18 protein-coding genes are annotated in these 16,822 nt (G+C 68.7%); 12 read left to right on the forward strand and 6 right to left on the reverse strand.

From position 1 onward, the window contains the following. Positions 1 to 42: 42 nt before the first annotated feature. Complete coding sequence (locus AC0662_RS21220) at positions 43 to 1,134, forward strand: lysylphosphatidylglycerol synthase transmembrane domain-containing protein (protein WP_452197446.1); 1,092 nt, start codon at positions 43 to 45, stop codon at positions 1,132 to 1,134. A gap of 3 nt (positions 1,135 to 1,137) precedes the next feature. On the opposite strand, the gene AC0662_RS21225 is transcribed toward AC0662_RS21220, so the two are convergent. Then, on the reverse strand, positions 1,138 to 1,773 hold the full coding sequence (locus AC0662_RS21225) for a TetR/AcrR family transcriptional regulator (RefSeq protein WP_452197444.1): 636 nt from the start codon (positions 1,771 to 1,773) through the stop codon (positions 1,138 to 1,140). A 96-nt stretch (positions 1,774 to 1,869) separates the two neighbouring features. Here AC0662_RS21225 and AC0662_RS21230 point away from each other — a divergent pair, with 96 nt between their 5' ends. The 4 genes from AC0662_RS21230 (at position 1,870) to AC0662_RS21245 (ending at position 5,833) form a co-directional block, all read left to right on the forward strand. Next, positions 1,870 to 2,673, forward strand: a complete 804-nt coding sequence (locus AC0662_RS21230) for an alpha/beta fold hydrolase (RefSeq protein WP_478302633.1) — start codon at positions 1,870 to 1,872, stop codon at positions 2,671 to 2,673. 29 nt (positions 2,674 to 2,702) lie between these two features. Continuing rightward, entirely contained in the window at positions 2,703 to 3,647 is a 945-nt protein-coding gene (locus AC0662_RS21235) for an aldo/keto reductase (RefSeq protein WP_478302635.1), read from the forward strand. Positions 3,648 to 3,773: 126 nt separating this feature from the next. Then, the gene (locus AC0662_RS21240) at positions 3,774 to 5,225 is read left to right on the forward strand and encodes a hypothetical protein (RefSeq protein WP_478302637.1); all 1,452 of its coding nucleotides are present in this window, start codon (positions 3,774 to 3,776) and stop codon (positions 5,223 to 5,225) included. 56 nt (positions 5,226 to 5,281) lie between these two features. Then, positions 5,282 to 5,833, forward strand: a complete 552-nt coding sequence (locus tag AC0662_RS21245) for a DUF4240 domain-containing protein (RefSeq protein ID WP_452197441.1) — start codon at positions 5,282 to 5,284, stop codon at positions 5,831 to 5,833. Here the strand turns inward: AC0662_RS21245 and AC0662_RS21250 are convergent. From AC0662_RS21250 to AC0662_RS21260, 3 genes are read right to left on the reverse strand one after another with little or no spacing between them, the layout of a single operon-like run. Then, positions 5,830 to 6,495 (reverse strand): hypothetical protein, encoded by a 666-nt coding sequence (locus AC0662_RS21250; RefSeq protein WP_452197439.1) that lies wholly within the window; start codon positions 6,493 to 6,495, stop codon positions 5,830 to 5,832. The two genes, AC0662_RS21245 and AC0662_RS21250, sit on opposite strands and share 4 nt — an antisense overlap. A 37-nt stretch (positions 6,496 to 6,532) precedes the next feature. After that, on the reverse strand, positions 6,533 to 7,759 hold the full coding sequence (locus tag AC0662_RS21255; protein ID WP_452197437.1) for an RNA polymerase sigma factor: 1,227 nt from the start codon (positions 7,757 to 7,759) through the stop codon (positions 6,533 to 6,535). Next, entirely contained in the window at positions 7,756 to 8,109 is a 354-nt protein-coding gene (locus tag AC0662_RS21260) for a YciI family protein (protein WP_452197833.1), read from the reverse strand. Before AC0662_RS21260 ends, AC0662_RS21255 begins: the two co-directional genes overlap by 4 nt. 180 nt (positions 8,110 to 8,289) lie before the next feature. On the opposite strand from AC0662_RS21260, the gene AC0662_RS21265 reads away from it, so the two are divergent. The 4 genes from AC0662_RS21265 (at position 8,290) to AC0662_RS21280 (ending at position 11,519) form a co-directional block, all read left to right on the forward strand. Then, positions 8,290 to 9,717, forward strand: coding sequence for an MFS transporter (locus AC0662_RS21265; protein WP_478302639.1), 1,428 nt, complete (start codon positions 8,290 to 8,292; stop codon positions 9,715 to 9,717). Between the two features lie 10 nt (positions 9,718 to 9,727). Beyond that, positions 9,728 to 9,883 carry a DUF6131 family protein gene (locus tag AC0662_RS21270; RefSeq protein WP_387767782.1) on the forward strand — a complete coding sequence of 52 codons (156 nt, stop codon included), beginning with the start codon at positions 9,728 to 9,730 and terminating at the stop codon, positions 9,881 to 9,883. A 96-nt stretch (positions 9,884 to 9,979) separates the two neighbouring features. Beyond that, the gene (locus tag AC0662_RS21275) at positions 9,980 to 10,342 is read left to right on the forward strand and encodes a YciI family protein (RefSeq protein ID WP_478302641.1); all 363 of its coding nucleotides are present in this window, start codon (positions 9,980 to 9,982) and stop codon (positions 10,340 to 10,342) included. A gap of 208 nt (positions 10,343 to 10,550) precedes the next feature. Next, positions 10,551 to 11,519 (forward strand): VldE C-terminal domain-containing protein, encoded by a 969-nt coding sequence (locus AC0662_RS21280; RefSeq protein ID WP_452197430.1) that lies wholly within the window; start codon positions 10,551 to 10,553, stop codon positions 11,517 to 11,519. A gap of 104 nt (positions 11,520 to 11,623) precedes the next feature. Here the strand turns inward: AC0662_RS21280 and AC0662_RS21285 are convergent, their stop codons facing one another. After that, positions 11,624 to 12,910 (reverse strand): FAD-binding oxidoreductase, encoded by a 1,287-nt coding sequence (locus AC0662_RS21285; protein ID WP_478302643.1) that lies wholly within the window; start codon positions 12,908 to 12,910, stop codon positions 11,624 to 11,626. A gap of 83 nt (positions 12,911 to 12,993) precedes the next feature. Here AC0662_RS21285 and AC0662_RS21290 point away from each other — a divergent pair, with 83 nt between their 5' ends. Beyond that, positions 12,994 to 13,737, forward strand: a complete 744-nt coding sequence (locus AC0662_RS21290) for an aminoglycoside phosphotransferase family protein (protein ID WP_452197426.1) — start codon at positions 12,994 to 12,996, stop codon at positions 13,735 to 13,737. Here AC0662_RS21290 and sigJ read toward each other — a convergent pair. Next, a complete protein-coding gene (gene sigJ, locus AC0662_RS21295; RefSeq protein WP_452197424.1) occupies positions 13,718 to 14,608 on the reverse strand; it encodes an RNA polymerase sigma factor SigJ in 891 nt (296 codons plus the stop codon). The genes AC0662_RS21290 and sigJ overlap by 20 nt on opposite strands. Positions 14,609 to 14,828: 220 nt before the next feature. Between sigJ and trpD the strand changes: the two genes are divergently transcribed. Both trpD and AC0662_RS21305 read left to right on the forward strand, forming a co-directional pair. After that, the gene (gene trpD / locus AC0662_RS21300; RefSeq protein ID WP_478302645.1) at positions 14,829 to 15,902 is read left to right on the forward strand and encodes an anthranilate phosphoribosyltransferase; all 1,074 of its coding nucleotides are present in this window, start codon (positions 14,829 to 14,831) and stop codon (positions 15,900 to 15,902) included. Further along, entirely contained in the window at positions 15,868 to 16,803 is a 936-nt protein-coding gene (locus tag AC0662_RS21305; RefSeq protein WP_452197421.1) for a sigma-70 family RNA polymerase sigma factor, read from the forward strand. The genes trpD and AC0662_RS21305 overlap by 35 nt, the downstream gene beginning before the upstream one ends. Positions 16,804 to 16,822: the final 19 nt, after the last annotated feature.

Below are 16,822 nucleotides of genomic sequence, written 5' to 3' on the forward strand. Positions count from 1 at the left end.
GGTATGGTGGCGAGGCGGGTGGTGCACTGGGCGAGGTGAGAGATGCGCGTCGCTGGCGGGGGATTCGGGGGATTGGTGCGGCGTTGGGGCGGCCGCGCTGTCGGCCTGGCCATCACCGGTGTCGGTCTGTACATCGTCGCGCCGAGCATCCTGTCCCTCTTCGGTGCCTGGCCGCGCCTCGCGGACGTGGATCTGTGGTGGTTCGCCGTCCTCGTCGTCCTGGAAACGTTGAGCTTCGCCGCGTTGTGGTGGCTCGCCAAACTGGCTCTGGCCCCACATCCCGCGAGCGAGGATCCGCCACCGGCACCCGCGGGGTGGGGCACGATCGCGACGGCGCAACTGGCCGGGAACGCCGCCGCCAAGGTCGTCCCCGGCGGCCCGGCCACCGGCGGAGTCCTGCAAGGCAAACTCCTGATCCAGGCCGGACAGCCGGCGGCAGTCGTCACCTCCGCCTTGACCGCGATGGGCCTGATCACGACCGGCGTGCTGCTGCTGTTGCCGGTCCTCACGGTGCCCGCCGTACTGATCGGCCCGCCGCCGGCGAAGCAACTGGAGCTCGGTGTCCTGGTCTCGCTGATCATGGCGATCGTCATCGTCGGCCTCGGGCTCACCGCGCTGACCTGGGAACGGTTCGTCGTACTGGTCGGTCGTGGGATCGGCCGCGTCGTCCACGTGCTCAAGCGGAGCGTGACCGCCGACAGCTGCGCCGCTGCTCTGGTCGCACAGCGAGATCGCGTGGCCGCGGCCTTCGAAGGCCATTGGTGGGGTGCGGCCCTGTCGGCGGCCGCGAACCGGATGTTCGACTACGCCGCCCTCGTCGCGGCGCTCGCCGCGCTCCATGCGCATGCCCGCCCGTCCATGGTGCTGCTGGCGTACGTCGTCGCTCAGGCGCTCGCGATGATCCCGATCACGCCAGGCGGCCTCGGCTTCGTCGACGCCGGTCTCACCGCGCTACTGGTCCTGATCGGAGTCAGCGCGGACACCGCGCTCATCGGGACGCTGCTGTATCGGCTGTTCTCCTTCTGGCTGCCGATTCCGGTCGGCCTGTTCGCCTGGGCGGGCTGGCGCATCCATCTGCACATCACCCGTCCGTCGAGAGCGAAGCGGCCCCCGTCCGCCGTGGACGACCAGTAGCGATCAAGCTCCGTAGGCGGCGAGGAACACGTCGGTCGCCCGGTCCGCGAGCTTGTCCAGCTCGTCCGGCTTCGGCCGCTGCCGGGTGCCCGCGAACATCGCCCGGTTCATCGGCTTGTACATCACCAGACCGGCGAACTGGTACGCCGCCAGCGTCGGGTCATCGAGCTCCTTGAGCAGACCGCGGTCACTCAGTTTCGCCAACGCCTGCCCGAGCGCGTCGAGGGACTTCTCGAAACCGCTGGTGAACCAGGCGCCGCACACCTCGGGAAACCGGTCCGCCTCCGCGATCACGAGCCGGCGGAGCTGCAGAACGCTGTCGGCGGTGAGGCTCTGGAGCAGGCGATACGCCAACGCACGCAGGGCTTCCCGGGCGTCGTCGGCTCCGTCGAGAGTGTCGACGTACGCCTGGAGCAGGCCGTCGATCAGCTGGTCGCTGGTGCCGAGGACGATCTCGGCGAACAGCCGTTCCTTGTTCTCGAACTGCTTGTAGACGGTCTGTTTGGAGACGCCGGCCCGCGCGGCCACTTCGTCCATGCTCGCGCCGAGGTACCCGTGCTGCAGGAACACCTCGGTCGCGGCGGCCAGGATGGCGCGGCGCTTGCGCGGCGTCCGGCCCTCGGTCTCCAGCTGCTCCACGAAGCCCTCCTCCGATCGGATCCGGAAATCATACTAGACAGTCCAGTTCTCCATTGAGTACTGTACGGTCTAGTTCTTCAGGGAGGGAAAACCATCATGAGCACCGTGACATCCACCGACGGCACGACGATCGCCTTCGACGCGTACGGCGCCGGCCGGCCGCTGATCCTGGTCGACGGGGCGACCGCGCACCGCGCCGTCAACCCGGCGAACGCCGAGGTCGGGAAGCTGCTGAGCGACTCGTTCCGGACCTCCGTGTACGACCGGCGCGGGCGGGGCGCGAGCGGCGACACCGCGCCGTACGCGATCCAGCGGGAGATCGAGGACATCGAGGCACTGATCGCGGACGCTGGGCAGCCGGCCATCGTGTTCGGCTGGTCGTCGGGTGCCCTGCTGGCGCTGGACGCCGCGGCCGCCGGGCTGCCGATCGCCGGGCTGGTGCTGTTCGAGCCGCCGGTCGTCGTGGACGACGCCCGGCCGCCACTGCCGGCTGACTACGTCGAGCAGCTCGATGCGTTCGTCGCCGAGGGCCGTCGCGACCGCGCCGCCGAGCTGTTCATGACCGCGGCCGCCGGCCTGCCCACCGAGGCAGTCGCCGGGATGAAGCAGTCGCCGTACTGGGCGCCCGTCGAGGAGATCGCCCACACGATCGCGTACGACGGCCGCATCATGGGCACGACCATGTCCGGCAACCCGTTGCCGGAAGACCGCTGGGCCGGTGTCAAGGTCCCCGTCCTGGTCCTGCACGGCGACCAGACCTGGCCCGCCCTCTCGTCAGGCGCCGAGGCGATGGCTGCCCACCTCCCGACCGCCACGCTGAGAGTCGTCCCTGGCGAGAACCACAGCACCGAGCCGACAACGCTGGCACCGGTACTCCGGGAGTTTGCCGACTTGACCTAGACCGCGCTCCAGCAGTTTGAATCTGGCGCATGACGAACCTTGCGCTAGGGGCGATGGAGTACGGAACCCGGATCGACGAGCAGACGTCGTTCCGGCTGCTGGACGCGTACGTCGACGCGGGTGGCGAGTGGATCGACACGGCGAACTGCTACGCGTTCTGGCAGCACCCGAGCGGTCACGGTGGACAGAGCGAGGAGCTGCTCGGGCGGTGGTTCGCGCAGCGTCCCGGCGTACGGGACCGGGTCAAGCTGGCAACCAAGGTCGGGTGCGAGCCGCTCTGGCCCGGTAGCTTCCCGGAGCACTCGGAGGGCTTGGGCGCCAAGGCGATCGACGCGGCGCTCGAGACCTCGCTGCGCCGCCTCGGTATCGACCACATCGACCTGTACTGGGCGCACCGCGACGACCGCGCGACGCCACTCGAGGAGACCGCGACCGCGTTCGGGAAGCACGCGGCGGCGGGAACGATCGGCCGGATCGGCCTCTCGAACTACGCCCTCTGGCGCGTCGAACGCTTCCGCGGCATCGCCGCCGGCCTCGGCGTAATGGGCCCGACGGCGTTGCAACTGCGGTACTCGTACCTGCAGCCGCGGCCCTTCGTCCGCGACCACGCCCACGACCACCGCTTCGGCTGGATCACCGACGAGGTCCTCGACTACGCCGCGACCAACCCCGACCAGCAGCTCTTCGCCTACAGCCCGCTGATGTCGGGCGCCTACGAGAACCGCGCCGACCGTCCCCTCGACCCGGCCTTCGACCACCCCGGCACCACCCGCCGCCTCGAGGCCCTGACCGACGTCGCCACCACCCTCGGCGTGACCCGCTCCGAGGTAGTCCTCGCCTGGCTCACCACCGGCACCCCACCCATCACCCCGATCGTCGGCATCAGCACTCCCGCATACCTCCGAACCGCCCTCTCCGGCACCCGCCTCACACTCACCCCCGACCAGCGCACCCAGCTCGACGAGGTCTGGTAAAGACCAGAATCCGGTCCCGTGCTTCACGGTGCGTGACGCGAGGCGTAAGGTGCCGTGTTCGACGGGTGATCACGGTGATGCGGACCTGTGGGGGGTCTGCCGGGACGAAGCCCGTGGGGGATGGCGATGGCAGAAGAAAGCTGGCATCAGGCGCGCCTGATTCCGACCTCGGGCATCAGCGGCGCCGACGAGCAGGAGCGTCGCGCGACATCAGCCCTGCTCGCGGTGATGTCGTCCGTCCGGGAGTTCGGCCGGGTGCTGACTCAACCGCTCGGCGCACCTGCTGGACAGCTGGAGACCTACATAGAGGTGCCGTTCTACCTGGGTGAGCGGCGCCTCTACCCGGACGGCCTGCTGCGGGCTCGCCGGGGACAGAAGGAGTGGACAGCGCTTGTTGAGGTCAAGACCGGCGTCAACGCGCTGGAGGCCGAGCAACTCGAGGCGTACCTCGACATTGCTCGCGAACAGGGCTTCGACGCGGTTGTGACGATCTCGAACGAGATCCCGGCGGTCGCAGGTCTGCATCCCACCAAGGTCGACAAGCGAAAGCTCAAGCGCGTTGCGTTGCACCACTGGTCCTGGTCGATGATCCTGGCGGAAGCGGTACTGCAGAAGGAACATCGAGGCGTCGCCGACCCGGACCAGGCGTGGATCCTGGGTGAGCTGATCCGGTATCTCGAGCACCCGCGGTCCGGTGCACTGCAGTTCGACGACATGGGCCCGTCCTGGGTGACAACCCGGGAGGCCGTTGCCTCCGGCACGCTCCGGCCCGGCGACAAATGCGCACCGGAGGTCGCAGCCCGGTTCGACGCCTTGCTCAGGTATGTGAGTCTGCAGCTCGGCCGGAAGCTGGGTGACGACGTGACCCCCGCGCTGTCCCGAAAGGAACTGGCTGATCCCGCCCTGCGCTCACAGTCGCTGGTACAGGCGATGAGCACGCACGGAACCTTGCACGGCGCCATCAACATCCCGAACGCGGTCGGCCCGCTCGGGGTCACGGCCGACCTTCGAGCAGGCGTTGTCACGTGTCACGTGGACATCGCCGCGCCGCGCGACGGCCGAGCCACGACGCGCGTCAACTGGCTGCTCCGCCAGCTCCGGCATGCACCCGACTCGACCCGGATCGAGGCGTTCGTCATGCACGGTCGCGGGGCAGGTACTGCGGAACTCCTGCGTGCTGTCCGTGATCAACCCGCGCTCCTGATCGAGGATCCGAAGAAGGAACTGCGCTCGTTCCGGGTCGCGCTCGGATCACCGCTCGGCAGCAAGCGGGGGCGTGGCCGCGGGTCGTTCATCGACTCGGTCGAGGGCGCGATCAATGCCTTCTACGGTGACATCGTTCAGGACCTGCGCACGTGGACGGCCGCCCCGCCGCGGCTGCGCGACGCCCCGGAGCAGCCGGATGAGCGAACTTCGCTGACGTCCACAGCGCTGTCGTCACAGGACGGAGCTGAATCGGAGCCGAGTTCCGTCCAGCAGGACGAGCAGCGCGAGCTGCCGGCAGATCCAGAGAATCCTCAACAGCCGGTGCCAAGCCTGACGACGGACTGGACGATCAGGGTCGAGCCGTCCGTCTGAAGAATCATCGGCGATCAGCGCTCCCGCTGTCCCGGGGTCGGTGAGATGGTTTGGGGGTGGACAGGGATGGTTTCTGGGGGCTGGTCGAGGATGCGCGGGCCACGGTGGACGACACCGTGGCGGATCCGGACGGGGTGGCGGACGCGTTGACCAAGGTGCTCGGACTGGCCGCGACCGGGGAGATCGCCGGGTTCGGGGTCGAGCTGGCGCGGCTGCAGGTCGAGTCGTACCGGTGGGATCTCTGGGCGGCGGCGTACCTGATCAACTCCGGTGCCTCGGAGGACGGGTTCGACTCGTTCCGTGGCTGGCTGATCGCCCAGGGCCGGGAGGTGTGGGACGCCGCGCTGACCGACCCGGACTCGCTCGCCGACGTGGTGGACGAGGACCGGCCGGAGGGCTTCGAGGGGTTCGACGGCGAAGGGATCCTGCACGTCGGGAGTCACGCGTACAAGAACGTGACCGGGGACGCGGCGGCGTACTGGAAAGCGGTCGACGCGGACGCGCCGGACACGCCGGATCTGCCCGCAGGCAACGAGATCGACTTCGACGACTCGGACGACCTCGAGTCTCACCTGCCGCGACTCGCCGCCTTGTACCTGGACGCTTAGGCCGGCTCTCCGCCAAGTCGCTCGATGGCGTTCCGCAGCCGGCTGCGCCAGCCGGAGCGGCCTGCCTCCTCGTCCGCCGCGGCGAGGCTGACCAGGTGCTGCGCTGTCTCGAAACCCTCGGCGATCTGCGGTTCCACCTCGGTCAGCGCCGACTGCGGCTCGTCGTGGTCGTACTCGATCGGCCGGCTCGTCCACCCGAACCCGTCCGGCACCAGCAGCTCGGGGACGAGCGTCTCGTGGCTGAGCGATGCCAGCTCCTGATCCCCGTTCCCGATGCTGAAGATCGTCGTACCGCGGCGTCGTACGTCGTTGATCCGCTCGAGCAGTGTGGTGGCCGGATTCTCTTCGGCCACGACCAGCAGCGACTCACCACGACCTGCGTCCCGTAGGCGGTCCAGACCAATCGCCAAGTGTGGCGGGGCATCCGGCGGCGGCGCCCAGCGAACCAGGGACGGTCGCATGTCCTCCACGCCGGCGCGGTGCAGTTCGTCGTCCAGGTGCGCGGTCAGGTGCCAGGGCTCTTCGTCGACCGGTCCGAACAACATCAGGCCGCTGCGCCTGGTGGTGAACCGCCGCAGCGCATAACCGAACTCGGTGGTGCGGCTACCCAGTTCGGTGCCGCTCAGCATCTCCCGGAGGAGTGAAGCCCTGGTGAGATCCACTCGTCCAACCTGACACATCCAGAGGTCCAGCGCGACTTCAGTCCAGGCGGTCCGCCTTCGACTGCAGGTAGTTCCGCTCCGGCACACTCGTCGTACGCCGGGCCGCCAGCAGGTAGCTCTCGCGCGCAGCGGCGGTGTCCCCGGACATCTCGAGCAGATGCGCGCGGACAGCCTCCAGCCGATGGTTCATGCGGTCGTCCGACTCGAGTGGCTCAAGCACGGCGAGGCCCTCCTTCGGTCCGACCGCCATACCGACAGCGACTGCGTGGTTGAGCTTCACCATCGGGTTGTCGACCAGCTGCTCGAGTACGTCGTACAGCGCGACGATCTGCCGCCAGTCGGTGTCGTCGGCGCGCGCAGCCGTGTCGTGCACCGCTGCGATCGCGGCCTGCACCTGGTACGGACCCAGCTGCGTTCGGGACAGCGCATCGGACACCAATGCCTCGCCCTCGACGATCAGCGTCTTGTTCCACAGGGTTCTGTCCTGCTCGGACAGCGGTATCAGTGTCCCGTCAGCCCCGGTCCGCGCCGGCCGTCGCGCATCGGTGAGCAGCATCAGCGCCAGCAGTCCGGCCACCTCACCGTCGTCCGGCAGCAGCTTCCGTACGCCGCGCACCAGCCGGATCGCCTCGGTGGTGAGCTCCGCACTGTGCAGCGACGTACCGGACGACGCCGTGTAGCCCTCGTTGAAGATCAGGTAGAGCACATGCAGTACGGCGCCCATCCGCTCGTCCCGGTCCGCCTCGGGCGGCATCTCGAACGAACTACCCGCCTGCTTGATACTCCGCTTCGCCCGGCTGATGCGCTGCGCCATGGTTGCCTCCGGCACCAGGAACGCGGCCGCGATCTGCGCGGTACTGAGGCCACCGACCGCGCGCAGCGTCAGCGCGATCTGGGACGCCGGCGACAGGGCCGGATGGCAGCAGAGGAACAGCAACGTCAGCGTGTCGTCCCGGCCGCCGGGATCGTCGATCTCCGGGCCGGAGGCAACGAACTCCTCCGGAGCGGCGAGCTGCGCGGCGTTCTCCTCCCGGCGCCGCCGCGCGGACTCGCTGCGGAGCAGATCGGTCAGCCGCCGCGACCCGACCCGGATCAGCCAGCCCCGCGGGTTGTCCGGCACGCCCTCGGACGGCCACTGCTGCGCGGCCGCCAGCAGCGCCTCCTGGACCGCTTCCTCGGCCAGGTCGAAGTGGCCGTAGTGCCGGACCAGCGCACTCAGCACCTGCGGCGCCTGCTCCCGGAGCAGCAGGTCGAAGTTACTCACATTTCCAGCCCGGACATGTCCATCACAGGTCGCACCTCCACGGCGACGTACTCCGCGTCGGGCATCCGGGCGGCGTACCCGATCGCCTGGTCGATGTTCTCGCACTCGACCAGGTAGAAGCCGGCCAGGTGTTCCTTCGCCTCGGCGTACGGCCCGTCGGTGGTGGTCGCGGTGTCGTCCCGCACCTGCACGGTCCGCGTGGTGATCGGGTCGGCCAGACCGGCCGCGCTGACCAGCAGGCCTTGTTCGGTCAGCTCCCTGGACAGCGTCTCGTGCGCCTCGACCAGCCCGTCGCGTTGCTCGGCCGACAGGCTCGCCCAGCTCTCGGGGTTGCTGTAGATCAGCAGCATGTACTTCACAGACACCATCCTGTCCCCAGTGGAGGCCGCGGTGACCTCCAGTTAACAGGTACGTCGAAACAGACCCGGCGTACTTCGACAGTTCCGGAATGTCGAAGTACACCAGGTCGGCGCCGACGTCTCCGGCGAGTGACGCTCAGCCGGGGCGTCCCGGCGTACTGGAGATGGCTGATGGTTTCGGAATCGAAGCGCTGGCTCGCGCTGGCGTTGCTCTGCCTGACCGGGTTCATGATCATCCTGGACGCTTCGATCGTGCTGGTCGCCGTACCGTCGATCGAGCGGGAGCTGACGTTCTCGACCGGTGGCGTGCAGTGGGTGCCGAGTGGGTACGCGCTGATGTTCGGTGGCCTGCTGCTGCTCGGCGGCCGGATCTCCGACCTCCTGGGGCGTCGACGGGTCTTCATCACCGGACTGCTGCTCTTCGCGGGGTCCTCCCTGCTGTGCGGCTTCGCGTGGAGTGGTGACGCTCTCGTCCTCGCGCGCGGCCTGCAGGGCGCCGCGGCCGCCGTACTCGCGCCCAGCGCGCTGTCGATCGTGATGACCACGTTCCCGTCCGGACCGGATCGCAACAAGGCGTTGGGGATCTGGGGTGCGACCAGTGGGGTCGGCGGTACGGCGGGTTCGCTCGTCGGCGGCCCGGTCACGGACGGACTCGGCTGGCAGTGGATCTTCTTCATCAACGTGCCGGTCTGCCTACTTGTCGTTGTACTGGCGCCTGTTCTGCTGCTGGACAGCCGTGGATCCGGACGCCGCGGTTTCGACCTCGCAGGCGCCGCCACTGTCACCGCTGCGCTCATCGTCCTCGTGTACGCCGTCATCGAGGCACCAGAGTCGTCAGCGATCCGGACGGCTCTTCTAGCTCTGCTCTCGGCTGTTCTCTTCGCTCTATTCGTCCTTGTAGAGAAGCGATCCGCAGCACCCCTCGTGCCGCTTCGAATCTTCCGATCGCGCACGCTGGTCGGCGGGAACCTCATCACGATCGCCTGGGGCCTGGCTGCGTTCGGACTCAACTTCGTGTACACGCAGTACGCCCAGCTCGCTCTAGGTGCGTCCGCGATCCGCTACGGCCTGATGTCCGCAGTACTCGCGGCAGCAGCGGTCGTGGGGTCCATGGTCGGCCAGCACCTCGTCACGCGCGTCGGACCGCGCCTGGTCGCCTTTGTGTCCTTACTGATCGCAGGAGTCGGTACGACGCTGATGACTCGACTGACCGTGGACTCCGGGTACTTCGAGCTGGCCTTCTGGGGTCTGACGATCTTCGGCGCCGGACTGGGTGCCGGCTCGGTCGCAGGTTCGATCGCCTCGCTCAGCGACGTCGCCGGCGAGGACGCTGGAGTCGCCTCCGGACTCCAGAACGCCAGCTTCCAGATCGGTGGCGCGGTCGGCGTCGCGGCCGTCTCCGCCGTGGCTACCGCGAACACGTCGGGTAGCGCTCCGACCGCACTGACGCACGGCTACCGGATCGCGTTCGCGACGGTGTGGTTGTTCATCGCGATCGGCCTGGCCGGATGCCTGCTGGTCAAACGACTGTTGGAGGTTCAGGGGGCCGGGAGTGGGAACCGGGAGCCCGCGGCCGCCACCGTGAGGCGGCCCAGTTGAAGGAGGTTCCATGCTGGTCCTCGGACTGATCCTGCTGCTTCTCGGGTTCCTGCTGCACATCTCGATCCTGTGGACGATCGGCATCGTCCTGCTCCTGGTCGGAGCTGTTCTGTGGCTGCTCGGAGCGACCGGCCGCGCGGTCGGTGGCCGACGCCACTGGTACTGATGCCTCGGTAGTGATGCCTTGGCAGGAAACACACGGGGCCCCGCGAACCTTGATGGTTCGCGGGGTTCTGTCGGTCCCGCTGGTTACGGTGACCCCATGAAGTACGTCGTGATGATCTTCCGGAGTCTCGACCGGGTCTGGACCGTCGAGGACGATGCAGCGCTGGCCCGGCTGATCCAGTTGGAGCGCGAGCTGGCCGCGTCCGGTGAGCTGGTCAGCTCCGAGGGGCTGCGACCACCCGAGGACGGCCGGATCGTGCAGATCCGGGACGGTGAGCAGGTGGTCACCGACGGTCCGTTCGGGGAGTCGAAGGAGCAGCTGGCGGGCTTCTACCTGATCGACGCCGCCGACGACGACCAGGCGCAGGCGATCGCCGGCCAGGTGTCGGCCGCTGTGGGCGACCGCGTCGAGCTGCGCGGCACGCTCATCTCATCGGGGATGCCAGACGAACCGCGGTGACCGCCGCGCCCTGGATCACAACGCCGGTCCCTGCACCAAGCGTTTGATCTCGAACCGATCACTTCCGGATACCGGGCAGATCACGACTCGGCCGCGCCTGTGGACGTTCGTAATGCGTTAAGACTCCAGGCCGATTCGAACCCGTGCAGCGATGTGTGCTTGACTCCTCCGGTCGATAACGGTTTGGTCTCGGCAGATTGGGTGACAAGTGGCAGGACGGCATAGACAGGCGCGGCACAAGCAGTCGCGCCTCAAGGGCATCCAGCCCGGCATCGTGAAGGTCGCGATCCCCGGAGCGGCAGTAGCCCTGGTGGCCACCGGCTCGGCCGCCGCGTTCCCCAGCCAGCACGTCAACCTCGATCCGTCGATCGCCAGCTCGTCCCTGCAGCTGTCGCGCGACACCACGATCAGCCGCGACGCTCTGCGTCCGCCGATCAACACCCCGTCGACGACGCCGAGCGCGACGCCGAAGCCGAAGCCGAGCCCGACGGCGAAGCACCTCAAGAAGCAGGCTCCGATCCCGAAGCCGACGGCGGCGAAGACCCGCGCCTCCGCCGAGGTGAACGCGGCGCCGCCGAAGATCTCCGGCACGAAGTACACCACCACCGACGTGAACCTCTGGACCCTGCCACTGACCGGCATCCTGCTGGACGTGCTGCCGAAGGGCACCAAGGTCTCGGTCACCGGCAAGGTCGACGGCCTGTACGCCGAGGTCGTCAGCGACGGCAAGTCCCGCTGGGTGAAGACGCAGTATCTCTCGGCCACCAAGCCGGTCGCGGCCGTCGTCGGGGCGATCTCCCAGACGGTCTGCAAGTCGGGTTCCGCCGTCGAGGACGGCATCACCCAGGACGCGATCCGGGTGCACCGGGCGATCTGCGCGAAGTTCCCCGACATCACGTCGTACGGCGGGATGCGGTCCGGCGACAGCGGCTCCGAGCACTCGACCGGCCACGCACTCGACATCATGGTCAGCGGCTCCGAGGGCCAGGAGGTCGCGGACTGGCTGAAGGCCAATTACAAGAAGCTCGGTGTCAGCCAGCTGATCTGGCAGCAGCACATCTGGACGGTCCAGCGCAGCAGCGAGGGCTGGCGCGCGATGCCGGACCGCGGCAGCACGACCGCGAACCACTACGACCACGTGCACGTGACCGTCTACGGGAACTCCGGCACGGTCTGACCTAGGGTGTGTCTCCCAGTCCCGCGCAGTAGGCGGGGGACTGGGAGACGCGCCTTAGCTGTGAGCGGTCCGGTCCCCGCCCTTCCGGGGACCGGACCGCTTCTTCATGGCCTGATGTTGGCGTTCAGGTGGAAGAAGTTCGCCGGGTCGTAGCTCCGCTTCACCGCGCGCAGCCGCTCGAAGTCCGCGGCGCCGTACGCCGTCTCCGCGCGCCCCGGGTCGCCGAGGAAGTTCACGAACGTCCGTCCCGAGCTCGGCAGCCCGGCCACCTCGCGGTCAACGATCAGCGAGTACGCCGCCCCGCGGTGACCGACCGGTCCGGCGCCAGGACCGGGGTGCGCCATCGCGCCGCCCCAGTGCCGGACCTCGACCATCGCGTCCTCGAGTTCGGTGACCACGTCGATCACCTCGTCGGTCAGCGTGTCCAGGAACTCGAGGTGCCGAGCGGGCGTGCCACCCATCGCGGCATCGGCGTACTCGATCGTCGTGAGCTCACCGGCGAGGCGTTGGCCGGCGACCTCGAACAGGGGCTTGAGGAGATGCTCGGCGAGGTCCGCGGGGCCGGCATACAGGACCTTGATCGCGACGGCGCGCTGCTCGGTGCCGGGGATGCGAGTCAGGACGATCGCGGTGCTGAGTTCGTTGGGGATCGTGGCGGTCCAGTCGCGGTACCGGCGCAGGATCGCGGTGGCGCGGTCGATGCCGTAGTACACGATGCCGGCGTGCACCTGGCGGACCGGGTACAGGCGGAACTCGAGCGACGTGACGATGCCGAAGTTGCCGGTGCCGCCGCGGATCGCCCAGAACAGCTCGGGGTGCTGCTCGGCGCTCGCGGTGACGGTGCGACCGTCGGCGGTGACGACCTCGGCGCGGATCACGCTGTCGGCCGCGAACCCGTACTTGCGGGCCAGCCAGCCGACCCCGCCGCCGAGCGTGTATCCGGTGACGCCGACGTCGCGGTGCGACCCGGACAGCGGAGCGAGCCCGAACTGCCGCGCCGCATCCAGTACGGCGCCCCAGCGTGCACCCGGCGCGACCTTCGCGATCCGCCGCTCCGGGTCGATCAGGACCGCCGTCATCGGGGTGGTCTTCAGCAGGATCCCGCCGTCGGCCGGAACCCGGGTGCCGTGCCCCGTGGCCTGCACGGCCAGCGGTAGGCCGTACTCGCGGGCCGTCCGTACGGCGGCCTGGACGTCGGTCCGGGTGAACGCTTCAGCAACCACGAGAGGGCGCGAATCGACCGACGGGATCACGGACCGACGCTGCTCGTCGTACTCCGCTTCTCCCGGCAGCCGGACGGCGCCGTTGAACCCCGCCCCCAACAGCCCGGCCACGATGTCACTGGTGGCACTGCCGTTAGTGGCAACCGCTGCAATCGCCTGCGTAGACATCCGATCCGCTCCCTCACGTAGCTGCTTCTACCTGTACGTCGAAGAGGGAGGCCGGTTATTGACACCCCGGCCAGACTTTTCTGATGACGCATTCGGTCGAGGTCACCGGCGGCACCGTCACGAAGCGCTACGCCTCCTGGTCACGCGACGAGCCGGCGCGCGAATGGGCCGCCCTCACCCTGCTCTCGCAGGCCGTCCCGGAGCTCGTCCCAACCCCACTCACCTCGTCCGGCGACCCCGCACCGTGGATGACGCTGACGCTCCTGCCCGGCGCACCGCTGCCCGCTGACCTCACGGCCGCGCAGTTGGCCGCCCTCGGCAACGCGCTGGAGACGCTGTGGTCGGTCCCGCCCACCGGTCTGACCCCCATTGATCTGCCGGCGCTCGTCGCCCGCACCCGCTCGGGGCTGAGCGCGTTGCGGGGCATCGACGGCGTGGTCGGCGCGGCTGCGCACGCCTGGCTCGCGAACGAGCCGGCGGACGTGACCGACGTACAGGATCCTGTGGTCGGGCACGGCGACCCCAACGTCGCCAACTACCTGTGGGACGGCGCCCGGGTTCGCATCATCGACTTCGAGGACGCCGGGCTGGGTGACCGGGCTGTCGAGCTCGCCAACCTCGTGGAGCACCTGTCGGGCCGCGCGACCGACTGGACTCCACTGGTACGGCGCTTCGCCGTGGACCCCGAGCGGTTCCAGGCGGCGCGGTGTCTGTGGGCCGGGTTCTGGCTGACGCTCATCGGGCCGGGCGGACCCAGCGCCGACCGCAATCCTCCGGGGACCGCGGCGGCGCAGGCTCGGCGGGTGCTCAGGCTGGTAGCTGGATGATCTCCAGGCGTTCGACGTCGGCAAGGATGTCGATCTGAGTGATCTTGCCGTCCGCCACGGTGACCGCCATGACACCCATCAGGCGGTCGTTGACGACGGTGATCACACCCGGCAGACCGTTCACGGTCACCAGCTGGTTGTACGGCGCCATGCGGCTGAACAGCAGCGCCTGTTCGACGACCGCCTTCGCACCGCGGACGAGCTTGGACACCGCCGGCCCGGCGAACTCCGCGCTCGCGGAACCCGCGTCGGCGCGCAGCAGCACCTCCGGGTCCAGCAGCTCGAGCAACGCCTCGAAGTCACCGCCGCGCGACGCGGCCATGAAGGCCTCGACGACCGCGCGCTGCCGGCTCGCGTCCCCGTCACTCGCCGGCGCACCCTGCACCCGTCGCCGGGCGCGACTCGCCAGCTGCCTGGTGGCCGCCGGCGACTTGTCCACAATCGTCGCGATCTCGTCGAACCCGACGCCGAACATGTCGTGCAGGACGAACGCCAGCCGCTCCGCCGGTGACAGCGTCTCCAGGACGACGAGCAGCGCCAGCCCGATCGCATCCGCCTGGATGGCCTCGCCCTCGGGCCCCAACTCCCCGTCCACCCGGCCGATGATCGGATCCGGCACGTAGGTGTCCAGCGAGTCCTCCCGCCGCGACTTGCGGCTGCGCAGCATGTCCAGACAAACCCGGGACACCACAGTGGTCAGCCAGCCGGCCAGATTGCCGACATCACTCACGTCGGTCCGGCTCAGCCGCAGCCAAGCCTCCTGAACGGCGTCCTCCGCCTCGGCCAACGATCCGAGCATCCGGTACGCGACCGCACGCAGATGCGCGCGGTTCTGCTCGAACTCCCCCGCCAGCTCCTCGTGCCCGTCCACCGCAGCCCTTCCTGTTCCTGTCCTCAGTGCTCTGACGAATCGACCCACCATGATGTGACAAGGCACTGCCTGCGCTACTGTCAGGGTCATGTTCCAGCGCGTGAGTCAGTGGTGGGCCGTCAACTGACGGCCTGATCGCGCGCATCCACCCGGCCGTCTCCTGCGAGGCGGCCGTTGTCATGTTCTCCTCGTGGGCGGCCCCGCACCCTGAGGAATGCCGATGGCAACAACGCTCCGGACCTGGTCCGGCCTGATCTCCGCGCTCCTGGCCGGTTCCGACCTCTCGGCGGCGGACACCGGGTGGGCAATGGACCAACTGGTGCTGGGCGAGGCGTCACCGGCCCAGATCTCCGGCTTCCTGATCGCCCTGCGCGCCAAGGGCGAGACCGCCGACGAACTCACCGGCCTGGCCGACGCACTCCGCTCGCACGCCACACCGGTCCACATCCCTGGAACGTTCGTGGACATCGTCGGGACCGGCGGTGACCGCACCGGTGCAGCGAACATCTCCACGATGGCCTCAGTGGTCGTAGCCGCCACAGGTGTCACCGTCGTCAAACACGGCGGTCGCGCCGCCTCCTCCTCGGCAGCCGGCTCCAGCGACCTGGTCGAGCACCTAGGCGTCCCACTCGACCTGTCCGCAACAGAGGCCGCTCAGATGGCGACCGACGTCGGACTGACCTACCTGTTCGCTCCGCGCTTCAACCCAGCCCTCCGCCAAGTCGCAGTGGTACGCCGTGAGCTCGCGGTCCCCACGGCTTTCAACGTGCTCGCGCCCCTGCTCAACCCAGCTGACCCGCCACACCAGCTAGTCGGCGTCGCCAACCCGCAGATGCTGCCAGTACTGGCCGGTGCGCTGGCCAACCAAGGCAGGTCCGCACTGGTCGCTCGTGGTGACGACGGCCTCGACAAGCTCACTACTACTGGCTATTCGCGGCTGTGGGTGGTGCATGACGGCTCTGCTAGGGAGGTGATGTTCGATCCTCGCTCACTGGGTCTGCGGCCGACGTCATTGGCTGAGCTGCGAGGTGGTGACGCCGCGTTCAATGCGCGGCTGATGCGTGGCGTGGTCGACGGAGAACGCGGTCCGGTGCGGGACGTCGTACTGCTGAATGCTGCGGCTGCTCTGACCACGCTGACGCTGGAACGGGGGCTGGAACCGCTGGCGGACTGCTTTGCGCGCTGCGTGGAGGCTGTGGACAGTGGTCGAGCGGCACAGGTGCTGGATCGCTGGACCAGACAGTCGTTAGCTGCCAGTGATGCAAGAGCTGCTGGCTGCCGCGCGAGCGGGTGACGAGCACGCCTTCGGACAACTGGTCGAACCGTGGCGTGGTGAGCTGCACGCGCACTGCTACCGGATGCTCGGCTCCGACACGGACGCGGAGGATGCCGTCCAGGAGACACTGCTCCGCGCGTGGAGCAGCCTGCAGGGGTACGAGGACCGCGGATCGATCCGTCCGTGGCTGTACAAGATCGCCACCAACCGATGTCTGACGCTGATCGAGCGCCGCGGACGGCGTGCCGAGGAGGCGCTCGATCCGTATCCGGAGAGCCGACTGACGTGGACCGCCTCGTTGACTCCCGAGGCGCAGCTGCTGGCGCTGGAGTCCGTCGAGCTCGCGTTCGTCGCGTCGCTGCAGCACCTGTCCGCGCTGCAACGGGCAGTGCTCCTGCTGCGCGACGTACTGGCGTTCAGTGCCCGTGAGGTGTCCGAGCTGTTGGATACGTCGGTTGCCGCAGTCAACAGTGCTCTGCAGCGAGCACGGTCGGTGGTGAGCGCCGTACCGAGTCAGCAGCAGACTCTGCGCGCGCTGGGCGAGTCAGGCGAGCGGGACTTGGTACGGCGCTACATGGCCGCGTGGGAGGCCCGCGACGTCGACGCGATCGTGGCGATGCTGGCCGCGGACGCGAAGTACTCGATGCCGCCGCTGCCGGACTGGTTCGTCGGTCGGGACGCGATCCGGACGTTCCTGCTCGACGGACCGCTGCGTTCCGAGTGGCGGTTCCTGCCTGCTCGCGCGAACGGTCAGCTCGCCTTCGGCACCTACCTGCTCAAGGGCGACCGGTACGTGCCCGGCGGGCTGGATGTCGTCGTACTGCGGGGCTCGGACATCGTCGAAGTGGTGTCGTACCTGGAGGCGGATTTCCCGACTTTCGGGCTGCCCGATGAGTTTGTGGATCCTCCCGGGTTGTAGAGGGTGACGAGCTGCCTGA

Source organism: Kribbella sp. NPDC043289 (assembly GCF_056436705.1).